General features: G+C 33.9%; 10 protein-coding genes. 9 read left to right on the forward strand and 1 reads right to left on the reverse strand.

What is annotated here, in order from left to right; all coding sequences use genetic code 11:
* Nucleotides 1-2: 2 nt before the first annotated feature.
* Nucleotides 3-1,226, reverse strand: coding sequence for a metallophosphoesterase (locus tag K8354_RS14750; protein WP_223442069.1), 1,224 nt, complete (start codon nucleotides 1,224-1,226; stop codon nucleotides 3-5).
* Nucleotides 1,227-1,331: 105 nt separating this feature from the next.
* Here K8354_RS14750 and K8354_RS14755 point away from each other — a divergent pair, with 105 nt between their 5' ends.
* From K8354_RS14755 to K8354_RS14795, 9 genes are all read left to right on the forward strand, one after another.
* The gene (locus tag K8354_RS14755; RefSeq protein ID WP_223442086.1) at nucleotides 1,332-2,162 is read left to right on the forward strand and encodes a sterol desaturase family protein; all 831 of its coding nucleotides are present in this window, start codon (nucleotides 1,332-1,334) and stop codon (nucleotides 2,160-2,162) included.
* A gap of 43 nt (nucleotides 2,163-2,205) precedes the next feature.
* Complete coding sequence (gene polA, locus K8354_RS14760) at nucleotides 2,206-5,061, forward strand: DNA polymerase I (protein ID WP_223442089.1); 2,856 nt, start codon at nucleotides 2,206-2,208, stop codon at nucleotides 5,059-5,061.
* A 143-nt stretch (nucleotides 5,062-5,204) separates the two neighbouring features.
* On the forward strand, nucleotides 5,205-7,928 hold the full coding sequence (locus K8354_RS14765) for a phosphoenolpyruvate carboxylase (protein ID WP_223442092.1): 2,724 nt from the start codon (nucleotides 5,205-5,207) through the stop codon (nucleotides 7,926-7,928).
* A 433-nt stretch (nucleotides 7,929-8,361) separates the two neighbouring features.
* On the forward strand, nucleotides 8,362-8,568 hold the full coding sequence (locus K8354_RS14770) for a hypothetical protein (protein WP_223442096.1): 207 nt from the start codon (nucleotides 8,362-8,364) through the stop codon (nucleotides 8,566-8,568).
* A gap of 101 nt (nucleotides 8,569-8,669) precedes the next feature.
* Nucleotides 8,670-9,323, forward strand: a complete 654-nt coding sequence (locus tag K8354_RS14775) for a succinate dehydrogenase cytochrome b subunit (RefSeq protein ID WP_223442099.1) — start codon at nucleotides 8,670-8,672, stop codon at nucleotides 9,321-9,323.
* A 7-nt stretch (nucleotides 9,324-9,330) separates the two neighbouring features.
* A complete protein-coding gene (locus K8354_RS14780; RefSeq protein WP_223442102.1) occupies nucleotides 9,331-11,241 on the forward strand; it encodes a fumarate reductase/succinate dehydrogenase flavoprotein subunit in 1,911 nt (636 codons plus the stop codon).
* Between the two features lie 6 nt (nucleotides 11,242-11,247).
* Nucleotides 11,248-11,991 (forward strand): succinate dehydrogenase/fumarate reductase iron-sulfur subunit, encoded by a 744-nt coding sequence (locus tag K8354_RS14785; RefSeq protein ID WP_223442105.1) that lies wholly within the window; start codon nucleotides 11,248-11,250, stop codon nucleotides 11,989-11,991.
* A gap of 9 nt (nucleotides 11,992-12,000) precedes the next feature.
* Nucleotides 12,001-12,387: a hypothetical protein gene (locus K8354_RS14790; protein WP_223442108.1), complete on the forward strand. Its 387-nt coding sequence runs from the start codon at nucleotides 12,001-12,003 to the stop codon at nucleotides 12,385-12,387.
* 48 nt (nucleotides 12,388-12,435) lie between these two features.
* Nucleotides 12,436-13,257 (forward strand): alpha/beta hydrolase, encoded by an 822-nt coding sequence (locus K8354_RS14795; protein ID WP_223442111.1) that lies wholly within the window; start codon nucleotides 12,436-12,438, stop codon nucleotides 13,255-13,257.
* The last annotated feature ends 90 nt before the right edge of the window (nucleotides 13,258-13,347 follow it).

Genomic DNA, 13,347 nt, shown 5'->3' on the forward strand with positions numbered 1-13,347 from the left:
GATCAGGACTTCTTCAATTCTATGACCGTAATTTCTGGCCAAATACCAACGCGTCCAGGAAAAGCATGATACCCAAAACCTCTGTTTACATTCACATATCTGCCATACTCCTCATACAATCCTGCCCATTGTTTATAAACAAATTGTGATGGACTAAATTTTAACCAACCCGGAATTTCAATGCCCATTTGCAAACCATGCGTATGTCCACTTAACGTAAGGTGATAATTAAAATCGTCATTTTTTACTTTTTCTTCCCAGTGACTAGGATCGTGAGACATTAATATTTTAAAATCCTCTTTTTTTATTTTTGCTGATGCCCGCTGTAAATCTCCAGCTTGATTGAAGCCTCTTCCCCAATTTTCAACACCAATCAATGCAATTTTTTGCCCTCCTTTTTCTAAATATCGATGCTCATCCAACAATAAATCAAAACCAATTTTTTGATGAATATCTTTTACTTTCTGGAAATTGTCTATTTTGTCTTGCGGATTTTTCCAATCCATATAATCTCCATAATCATGATTTCCTAGAATGGCATATTTTCCTTCTTTGGCTTCTAATTTATCAAAGACATCCAACCAATTATCCATTTCATCTGCTTTATTATTTACAATATCACCCGTAAATAGCATTAAATCAGATTTTTGCTCATTGATTAAATCAACCCCGTATTGTATTTTTTTCTTATTCGTAAAGCTTCCAGAATGAATATCTGAAATTTGCGTAATCGTGTACCCATCAAACGCCTCTGGCAAATCATCAAAAGTTAATTGATACTTTATGACTTTATAATTGTATTTTCCTTGTACAATTCCGTAAATAAAAGACGCAAAAGGAATCGCGGCTAAGCCCAATGCTACTTGAGAAATAAACTTTCTTCTACCCACCAAAGATTGTGTTTCTTCACTAGAAATTGCAGACATTAATTTTAATCCGCCTCGATAGGCATCCTCGCCAAACAGCACCAAAATAATGACTAATTTTGGGATAGAAAAAGTTAACAAAATTCCCATTGCCAGCTGAAATTGCGGGGTTTGACCTTGACTTCTATCATACGTTAAAATGGTAAGCAAAAAATAGAGATACACACCAACACTTATGGCTAAAAAAGAAAACCTTATCAGCGCACTTTTAGAAATTGTTTTAAACACTTGAAACGTATAAATTTCTATAGCAATGATTAAGGTAACTAAAATAAGAAGTGGAATTAACCAACGGGGCATACAATATATTTTTTAAATCTATCAAAGGTAACTTTTAAAAAATGAATGATTTTTAAGATCTTGTTAAAGTTTTTTTAGTAATTTTAGAGACTAATTTTAACTCAAATGATTGATTCAATAGTCACTTTTTTTGAAAATTTAACAAGCCTACAGAAATTTCTTTGGGTGGTTGCTTGCCTTTGTTTATTCTGGATGCTAGAAGGCATTTATCCTCTAAAAAAACATCCATATAACAAATTGAAACATGCTAAAACAAACCTGATTCTACTAATCTCTACCCTACTTATTAATGTACTATTTGGGATTATAACTGTAGGTGTTTTCTTATGGATAGAAACCACCAATTTTGGGTTGCTAAATTGGGTAGATTGGCCCGTTTGGGTAGAAATTATTTTAGCAATTATGATTTTAGATTTCACATCGCAATATCTTGTGCATTTTTTACTACATAAAGTGCCGTTTATGTGGCGATTTCATGCGGTACATCATAGCGACACCCATGTAGATGTAACGTCAGGAACCAGACATCATCCTATCGATTTTATTTTTAGAGAAACCTTTGCCCTCATTGGTGTATTCATTGCAGGTTTGCCCGTTTCTTATTATTTAATGTATCGTATTTTAACGGTACTATTTACTTATTTTTCGCATGCAGATATTCAATTACCACTTTGGCTAGACAAAACCATTAGTTATGTTTTTATTTCGCCAAATACCCATAAATTTCATCATCATCATGTAATGCCTTGGACCGATACCAACTTCGGGAATATCTTTTCTTTTTGGGATCGCATTTTTGGAACCTTTATATATAAAGACACTAAAGATATTATTTATGGTGTTGATATTTTAGACGCAGAAAAATCTGAAGATATTCTATATCAATTAAAAGCTCCTTTTAAAAAGGATTTAAAATCGGCTTCATATAAAGCCTAATTTATTTTAGATTTTTGTAATTTTATCTTTTCAAAAAGATACAATGGCAGATCAAAAAAGAGTTTTTTTAGTAGATGCATATGCATTAATTTTTCGCGGATATTACGCTTTTATTAAAAACCCCAGAATCAATTCGAAAGGATTAGATACCTCCGCCATCATGGGTTTTATGAACTCTCTTTTAGATGTTATTAAACGAGAAAGACCCGATCATTTAGCCGTTTGTTTTGATCAAGGAGGAAGTGCTGACAGGGTAGAGATGTTTGAAGCCTATAAAGCCAACAGAGATGCAACTCCAGAAGCTATAAAATTAGCCATACCTTATATTAAAGAGATTTTAAAAGCCATGCACATCCCCATCATGGTAAAAGAAGGTTTTGAAGCAGATGATGTTATTGGTACACTATCTAAACAAGCAGAAAAAGAAGGCTACCAAACTTTTATGGTAACACCAGATAAGGATTTTGCACAATTGGTTTCTGAAAATATTTTTATGTATAAACCCCGTTTTGGTGGTGGTTATGATATTTGGGGCGTTCCTGAAGTGTTAGCAAAATTCGGAATAACAGATCCTTTACAAGTCATTGATTATTTAGGAATGATCGGAGACGCTTCAGACAATATTCCTGGGTTACCTGGGGTTGGCGAAAAAACAGCCAAAAAATTTTTAGCTGCCTATGGTACTGTAGAAAATTTGTTAGCAAATACCCATGAGCTAAAAGGAAAAATGAAAGAGAAAGTAGAAGGCGCCAAAGAATTAGGCTTACTTTCTAAGAAATTGGCAACCATTATGCTAGATGTTCCTGTATCTTTTCATGCCAAAGATTTTGAATTAAACCAACCAAATCTTGAGAAAGTTACTGAGATTTTTAACGAACTAGAATTCAGGAATCTACTAACCAATTTCTTAAAAACATTTGACACCGAAACAATTAAAAACACCCCAAAAACGGCTAAAAATAGTACTTCTGCTGCATTAGAAAAATCAAAATATAACAAAGCAGCTTCAGTAGTAGCAGGTCAATTTGATTTATTTGCAGCTCCAGGCGCAGGAAATATGACCAAAGCAGAAACTGCATCAGGGTTTAAATCTATTGAAAATACCAATCATTTTTATCAACATATAAATACTGCCTTCGCAAGAAAATTATTATTGCAAAAATTAATGCAACAAACTTCTGTCTGTTTTGACACAGAAACGACGGGTTTAAAAGCCTTGGAAGTTGAGTTAATCGGAATTGCGTTTTCTTTTGAAGCTGGCAAAGGATATTATGTTTCTTTTCCAGAAAATCAAGACGAAACAAAAACTATTTTAGAAGAATTTAGACCGTTCTTTGAATCCGATGAAATCGAAAAAATTGGTCATAACCTAAAATATGATATCAAAGTATTATCCAATTATGCGATGCCTGTAAAAGGCAAATTATTTGATACGATGATTGCGCATTACCTCATCAATCCAGATATGCGCCATAATATGGATATTTTAGCAGAAACCTATTTAAATTATCAACCTGTTTCTATCTCAGAATTGATTGGTAAAAAAGGTAAGAATCAACTTTCTATGCGTGTGGTTCCAATTGCAGATCAAACCGAATATGCCGTTGAAGATGCCGATATTACCTACCAACTAAAAGAACATTTTACAAAAGAATTAGAGAATGGAAATGTAATTAAATTATTTGAAGAAGTCGAATTGCCGCTTGTTTCTGTTTTAACGTCCATGGAAATCGAAGGAATTAACATCAACACAGAATTTCTGAACGAATTATCTGTTGCTTTAACCGATGACATTAACCGTTTGGAAAAAAATATTTTCGAAATGGCAGGAGAAGAATTCAATATTGCTTCGCCAAAACAATTAGGGATTGTTTTATTCGAAAATATGAAATTGGTTGATAAGCCTAAAAAGACCAAAACAGGTCAATATAAAACAGGCGAAGATATCTTATCTTATTTGGCAAAAGACCATAAAATTATTAGAGATATTCAAGAATATCGTCAATATAAAAAATTACAAAGTACCTATGTAGATGCATTACCCATTGAAATCAACCCAAAAACAGGGAGAATTCATACGCAATATATGCAAGCAGTTGCGGCAACAGGAAGGTTAAGTTCTAACAATCCTAATTTACAAAACATACCGATTAGAACAGAACGCGGTCGTGAAGTTCGTAAAGCATTTATTCCAAGAAATGAAAATTATATTTTATTAGCGGCGGATTATAGCCAGATTGAGTTGCGAATTATTGCAGCTTTAAGTGAAGAGGAAACAATGATACGTGCTTTTAAAAATGGCGAGGATATTCACGCATCTACCGCTGCAAAAGTTTTTAACGTTCCGTTAGATGAAGTTACACGCGAACAAAGAAGCAATGCTAAAACAGTAAATTTTGGTATTGTTTACGGAGTTTCTGCTTTTGGGTTGAGCAATCAAACGGATTTAAGTAGAAGTGAAGCCAAAGAATTAATTGACACCTATTATGAAACCTATCCAAAGTTAAAAGCTTACATGTCTGCACAAGTAGATTTTGCGCGCGAGCACGGTTATGTAGAAACTGTTTTAAATAGACGGCGCTATTTAAAAGATATCAATTCTAGAAACGCTGTGGTGAGAGGTGCTGCGGAAAGAAATGCGGTAAATGCTCCTATTCAAGGTTCGGCTGCTGACATTATAAAAATAGCGATGATTAACATTCACAATCGTTTTGAGGAAGAAAATTTTAAATCTAAAATGCTATTACAAGTGCATGATGAACTAGTTTTTGATGTTTATAAAGAAGAATTAGAAACCATTAAACCCATTATTAAATTCGAAATGGAAAATGCTTTTAAGATGAATATACCTTTGGATGTAGAAATTGGGACAGGATCTAATTGGTTAGAAGCTCACTAGATTAAAAGGCTCTTTTTTTTTCGAATTCCCAGCGCACGATTTTTTTAAAAAATTATTTTCAATTAAATTAGCATTCAAATATGATTTTAATCATAAAAGAGAACTTTTTGATTCTCTAATTTTGCTCAACATAATAAAAACGAATGAAGAAAAAAACAAAAACATTGGAATCCGAAGGGTTGCAAAAAATTAGAACAGATTTTGCTTATCTAATTTCCATATTTAAGGAAATGCTCCAATCTGTAGGAGAAGAAGATTTAGCCGAAATGATTCCTCAAGAAAATGATCATTCATCTATAAAACATACTGACATTCAAGATGAAAAAGTAGCACAAGTAATCGGTATTTATTTTGAACTTCTTAATTCAGTAGAAGAAAATGCCGCCGCTCAATTTCGGAGAAAAACAGAGAGCCAGAATGGCTTAGAAAGTATCCGTGGATCTTGGGGAGAAACTTTAAAGTCTTGGCAAACATCGGGCATTAATGAGCAAGAAATTGCAAAATTATTACCAAAAGTTAAGGTAATGCCTGTGCTAACGGCACACCCATCCGAAGCAAAAAGATTAACGGTTTTAGATATTCATAGAGAACTCTATAAATTATTGGTAAAAAATGAAAATCCTCTTTGGTCTCAAGCAGAACGCTCAATAATACGACAAGAAATAAAAAGTTTGTTAGAACGTTGGTGGCGAACTGGAGAGATTTATCTACAAAAACCAAGATTAGAAGATGAACGCAGCAATGTAATGCATTACTTTGAAAATGTATTCCCAAAAGCCTTACATTTAGCCGATGAGCGTTTGCTGAATGCATGGAATTATATGGGATTTTCAAAGGAATTATTAGAAAATCCAGAACAATTTCCTAAAATAGAATTTGGTAGTTGGGTTGGTGGAGATCGAGATGGTCATCCCTATGTTACCCCAGATTTTACGGCATCTACGCTAAAACTTCATCGCCAATCGGCTTTGAAAATTATGATGAAAAAACTAGTTGAGCTTGCAAAACAACTAAGTTTTTCAGAATATCTAAATGACATTCCAACAACATTTATTCTTGATTTAAAAGCAACTGCAGAAAAATTAGATGAAGAAGGACAAAAAGCGTTAGAACGCAACCCTTCTGAACCTCTTCGCCAGTTCATTAATTTGTTAATTGTACGTTTACAAAATACCATTAACGAACGTTTTGATCTTGATGCATCTTGCTATTATAACAGACCAGCAGATTTAGCTGCAGAATTAAAGAAGTTAAGACAACTTTTAATTCAGTTAGGCGCAAATCAAATCAATATAGAATGCCTTTTACCGATCGAACGATCTCTAGATTGTTTTGGCTTTCATTTAGCAAAGTTAGATATTAGGCAAAACAGTGAGTATCATGAGAAAGCAATAAGCCAAATACTAAAAGCTTCTGGCGCTGCAGATTCAGATTATGCAAACTGGAACGAAGAAAAAAGATTGTCTTTTATCAATCAAGAACTAATTAGCAACCGTCCATTTTTGGTGGCTGGAACTTCATGCGGACCAGAAGCTGACAATCTTCTTGGATATTTTAGAGCCATTAAGGAGTATGTAATGCTGCACGGAACCGATGGTATTGGTTCTGTAATTGTAAGTATGACGCGTAGTTTAAGTGATTTAATGGTTGTTTTTCTATTCTTAAGAGAAGTAGGTTTAAAAGACGATAATTTACCAGTTGTACCATTACTAGAAACTATTGATGACTTGATTGCTGGTCCAGAAATACTGAAAGCCTACTTAACACATCCCATTGTGCAAGAAGTGCTAAAAAGTAAAAAAGCTTTAGTGCAAGAGGTGATGTTGGGCTATAGTGATAGTAATAAGGATGGCGGAATTTTAACCAGCCGATGGACTATTTATAAGGCAGAAGAAAATCTTACCGCAGTAGGAAAACAACTCGGAATTGATCTTTGCTTTTTTCATGGTAGAGGTGGTACCATTAGTAGAGGTGGTGGAAAAATTCATCGTTTCTTAGAAAGTATGCCTGCTGGCGCTATGAGTGGTCATATAAAAGTAACGGTACAAGGTGAAACTATTGCCGATCAATTTGCGAATCGTTTAAATGCTAGTTATAATTTAGAAATGTTGGTTTCTGGTACAGCCCGTCAGGCGATGATCTCTACTAACGAGACTAAAAACGAAAAATTATACGATATCATGGATCGTCTTGTAGAAATGTCTAGAAGTAATTATAGACAATTGTTAGACCATCCGAAGTTTATAGAATTTTACAGTCAAGCTACTCCAATAGATGTCTTAGAACAAAGTAAAATTGGTTCTAGACCAGCCCGTAGAACCGGACAAAGATCATTGAACGATCTTCGTTCTATACCATGGGTATTCAGCTGGAACCAATCAAGATTTAATCTTACAGGATGGTTTGGAACAGGCGCCGCACTTGGAAAATTAGCAGAACAGTACCCAGAAGATTTTGAGTATTTAAAAAAAGAAGCGCAAAATTGGCTTTTCTTAAAGTATGACTTGATTCAAATAGAAACAAATCTGCTAAATTCTGATACCAACATCATGAAAGTTTTTGCAGATTTAGTACAAGATCCTAGTGTTAAAAATGAACTCATGGAGCTTATACTAACGGATTATAACCTTTGTCTGCAGCAAATTGAAAACTTGATGAGTGCATCTGTAGAAGAAAGAAGAATCTCTAAACTAGAAAACAACAAACTTAGAAAAGAGGCCTTAGAAGTATTGCATGCAATTCAAATAGAATCGTTAAAAAATTGGAGAGCGCAGAAAGAAAGCAATCCAGAGGAAAGCAATAAATTATTGTTAATGCTTTTATTACTGGTAAATGCACTCTCTGGTGGATTAAAAAGTACAGGTTAAAATAAAGAAGGATAGGGTATTTATTCCTTTTCAATCCGTTTGAAACGAAGGTAAAAAAATAAAAAGAATATCCTATTCTCATAAACTCATAGCGGAAAAGAAGTATTTAGATATGATTTATGCGCATTTATGTTCATAAAACGGTACTAAAGCATTTCTTTTTCGCTTACTTTTAATACATAAAGAACTATTTTAGAGAAACTCTACTCATTCTTTCTAATCCATCAAAAAAAAAATCAATTTATTAGTACAACATTATACAATTAAATTGGTTAAATTTATATTTGAAATATCGTAGATTTTTATACAAACGCATGTAGCCTTTGTTTGTTCTCAAGTTTTCTAATAATAGAGGCATACAAGAGTAATTAACTGATAGGTGTGTGCCATGTTGCTTAAATTAAGATAAATATTAATAGATAAAAAATAAATTATGATTAAGAGATTAGATTCCAAAAATGAAAATAAAAAGCAATGTGATATAAACATTGTTAGTTGTAGTGCGTCTGGAAGTTTTTTAAAAAGCATTTACGATAAACATTTAAAAATATATAAAACTCCTGAAGTTATAATAAAATTTATAAATAAAGAAAAATCTAAAACAGATTTTTTAATAAACAATCCACCTTTCGGATTATAGCATTACTACTAACAATGTATCGCTTACAAATAAACATTTCATTATAAGTCTAAAACATAGCATTAAGCATTTTCATAATCATTTAAAAATACAGATAACCGATGTTTTTCAAAAAATCAATCATTGCACTGACAGGTCTATTTTTATGTATTTTTTTGATTGTTCATCTCTCTGCAAATTGTATTTTGTTATTACCAGAACATATTGCTAGAGATGTATACAACGCCTATTCTACAACGTTACGAGAAAGTCCCTTTATTAAAATCATTGCGTATGTTTTGTATCTCTCCATTATTCTTCATGCTTTTTACGCTTTCATCATAACGCTTAAAAATCGAAAAGCAAAACCTCAAAAATATGTTGTTGATAATTCCAAAGAAAATAGCACATGGACTTCAAAAAACATGGGCATTTTAGGAATGCTTATTTTAATTTTTATCATTATCCACCTTGCCAATTTTTGGGCACGTATAAAACTAGGATTAGGAGAAGAAGTAGGTTTTGATGCGCATGGAAATAAAGATGTTTATGCAGTAACTTATAGCCTATTTCAAAACATCTATTTTGTTATATTTTATACATTAATTTCTGTTCCGTTGGCATTGCACTTGCATCACGGATTAAAAAGTGCCTTTAAAACTTTAGGATTTTATCATAAAAAAGGGTTGAAAATTTTGGCAAAAATAGCCTTGATATATGCAGTAATAATGGGCATTGGTTTTGCCATCATTCCGTTTATTGTGTACCTCAAATAGTTAGCATATGAAATTAGATTCAAAAATACCTGAAGGAAAACTCGAAGATAAATGGCGTAACTATCAAGTAAAATCGCAGTTGATAAATCCGGCAAATAAGAAAAAACTAAATATTCTTGTTGTGGGTTCTGGATTATCTGGCGCTGGTGCTGCAGCAACTTTAGCCGAATTGGGGTATGATGTAAAATGTTTTTGCTACCAAGATTCAGCAAGACGGGCGCATTCTGTAGCTGCTCAAGGAGGCATCAATGCTGCAAAAAACTATCAGCACGATGGCGATAGTGTATATCGCATGTTTTATGACACTTTAAAAGGTGGTGACTTTAGGTCTCGAGAAGCCAACACCTATCGATTAGCAGAATTATCTGCTCCGCTTATTGATCATTATGTGCAGCAAGGAGTTCCGTTTGCAAGAGAATATGGAGGAACCTTAGTCAATCGAAGTTTTGGTGGTGTACAAGTACAGCGAACATTTTATGCACGTGGACAAACTGGTCAACAACTACTTTTAGCCGCGTATTCACAATTGTATAAAATGGTTCGTGCTAAAAAAGTTGAAATGTTTCCGCGTAGCGAAATGCTAGACTTAGTGGTCATTGATGGAAAAGCAAAAGGCATCATTGTTCGAGATTTAGTTACTGGCGAATTAAAACGTTTTGCTGCAGATGCCGTAGTATTGGCTACCGGAGGATATTCTCGTGTCTTTAGATTGTCAACTTTAGCCATTGGGTGCAACGGAAGTGCTTTATGGAAAGCTCATAAAAAAGGCGCCTTATTTGGAGCGCCAAGCTTTACTCAAATTCATCCAACAGCACTGCCACAATCTAGTGAGGCTCAATCTAAACTCACCTTAATGTCTGAATCACTCAGAAATGATGGTCGTATTTGGGTTCCAAAAATGAAAGCAGATACTAGAAAAGCGAATGAAATTCCTGAAGAAGAACGCGATTATTACTTAGAAAGACGTTACCCTAGTTTTGGTAATTTGGCGCCTCGCGATATTGCATCGCGTGCAGCAAAAGAACGAATTGATGCAGGTTTTGGCGTTGGTCGCTTAAAAAACTCGGTGTACCTAGATTTTAAACATGCTATTGAAAAATTTGGAATAGAAACCATTGAAGATCGCTATGGAAATCTCTTTAAAATGTATAAAAAAATTACAGGTATTGATGCTTATAAAGAACCCATGCAAATTTCACCAGCAGCACACTTCTCTATGGGCGGGCTTTGGGTAGATTACGAACTGATGACAACAATTCCTGGTTTATATGCTATCGGAGAATGTAATTTTTCTGACCATGGAGCCAATAGATTAGGTGCTAATTCATTATTACAAGCTAGTGTTGATGGTTATTTTATATTACCAAATACCATTAATAATTATTTGGCTTCCGAAATAAAAACAACAACCATAACAACAAATCACCCGGAATTTGAAAAAGCTGAAAAAGAAACCAAAGCAAACATTCAAAAAGTACTTGCTATCAATGGCACAAAAACAGTAGATCATTTTCATAGAGAATTAGGCAAAGTAATGTGGCAAGAATGCGCCATGAGCAGAAACAAAGCGGGTTTAGAAAAAGCAATTTCTCAAATTAAAACCATTAGAGATCAGTTTTGGGAGGATGTAAAAGTTACCGGAGATGATAAAGAAATGAATACGGAATTAGAAAAAGCCCTGCGTTTGGCAGATTTCATTGAATTAGGAATTTTGATGTGCACGGATGCTTTAGAACGTGAGGAATCTTGTGGTGCTCATTTTAGAGAAGAGTTTCAAACGGAAGAAGGCGAAGCAGTTCGTAAGGATAAAGAGTTTTCTTATGTTTCTGCTTGGGCATATCATCAGGGCGATTTTAAATTACATAAAGAAGCTTTAGAATTTGAATTTGTACAACCTTCTGTAAGAAGCTATAAGTAATATAGTATGAAAATAACATTTAAAATTTGGCGACAAGAAAGTCCAAAAGATAAAGGAGCCATAAAAAAATACGAAGTAGATGGTTTAACGGAAGACATGTCTTTTCTAGAAGCTTTAGATCATCTAAATGAATTATTGGTTCTTAAAAACGAAAAAGTCATTGCTTTTGAATATGATTGTAGAGAAGGTATTTGTGGGCAATGCGGTGTTTTTATTAACGGTAGAGCACATGGCCCGCATGATCATATAACCACTTGTCAATTGCACATGCGTAGTTTTAAAGATGGCGATACTATTGTGGTTGAACCTTGGCGCGCAAGCTCATTCCCGATTATTAAAGATTTAGTTGTAGACCGTTCTGCTTTTGATCGAATTATAGAACAAGGTGCTTTTATCAGCTCAAAAACGGGTACTGCTCCAGAAGCCAATGCCATTCCCGTACCTAAAGAAATTTCAGATCGTGCTATGGATGCTGCCGCCTGCATAGGCTGTGGCGCTTGTGTGGCGACTTGTAAAAATGCATCTGCTGCCCTATTTACTGCTGCAAAAATTAACCACCTTAACAGTTTACCGCAAGGAAAAGCCGAAGAACATAAACGTGTGGCAGAAATGACGTATCAAATGGAAAAAGAAGGTTTTGGAAATTGTACATTTACAGGCGCATGCGAAGTAGAATGCCCCGAAAGTATTTCAATTGTGAATATTGCAGAAATGAACGCACGCAGAATTCAAACGAATATCATTGGCTAATCAAGAAAAATGGAATTAGATTACATAGAAAATTATAATGGTCTCAAAGAAAATATTGTTCGTCTTTATAACTTTAACAAAGCAGAAGCCATTCAATTTAGATCTCTTTTAATAGAGACTGTTATCGAAAAAAAACAAAAACTAGATTTGGCACAATTCGATTTTATAACGCCCCGTAATTGTAATTTAATTTTCGGGTTGTTTAAATCTGATGAAGGAATTCTTACCAAAGACAACCAAACTTTTTTTTGTATTTTAACCTTAGAGGGTTTTAAGAATATGGTAAAACTAATAGAGCCATTCTGTAAAAAAGAATCTAAAGCCCATCAGTATTTATATGATATTGACAACCCTACGGATCTTTTGTTTTGCCCATCGGCAAGCTCTATAGACTGAGGATAAAAAAGGAGATTATTTAGACAAACATAAAACACATCGCCAAACATGACACACAAAGAATTCAATTTTAATATTTACAATACCGAATTTTACGGTCAATATTGGCAAGGAGAAAACACAAAAGCAGTTGTTGTTTTAGTGCATGGAATGGGAGAACATTCTGGGCGCTATCAACATGTTGCGGAAAAGTTGACGGATCATGATTTTTCTGTAGTCGCTTTTGATCATTTTGGTCATGGAAAAACAACTGGAAAAAGAGGTCATAATCCGAGTTTTGAAGCGGTTTTAAAAAGTATTTCAACAACGATAGAAAAAGCCACAGAACTCTTTCCAAACAAACCGATTTTTTTATATGGGCATTCTATGGGTGGTAATGCGGTGATCAATTATGCCATCAGAAAAAAGCATGATTTAAAAGGCATTGTAGCTACAAGTCCGTTTTTAAAATTGGCTTTTGAGCCTCCTAAAATTAAATTAGCAATGGGTAAAATCTTACAAAAAATTGCTCCGTCCATAACGATGGGTAATGAATTAGATGCCCATGCTGTTTCTAGAGATCCTATAGAAGTTCAAAAATATATAAAGGATCCTTTGGTGCATGATCAAATAAGTCCTAATTTTTCATTAACCTTTATTGAATCTGGTCAATGGGCGATTGGAAATGCCAACAAATTAAAAACTCCTATGTTTTTAGTACACGGAACCGATGATAAAATCATTGATTATCAAGGAACACAAGAATTCGCAAATAATACTGACCACGCAGTACTAAAATTATATAAAGGCGGTTATCACGAATTGCATAATGATTTATGTAAAGAAGAAATGTTACAAGATGTTGTTGATTGGTTGAATTCTCAACTTTAATTTTATCATAGACCTCACAGGTTTTAAAAACCTGTGAGGTCTTATAACGTTATCTTATTCATTTTTAATTTTCGTATTTTTACCCCTTAA

This window comes from Polaribacter litorisediminis (assembly GCF_019968605.1).
In the GTDB taxonomy this organism is placed as follows: Bacteria; Bacteroidota; Bacteroidia; order Flavobacteriales; family Flavobacteriaceae; genus Polaribacter; species Polaribacter litorisediminis.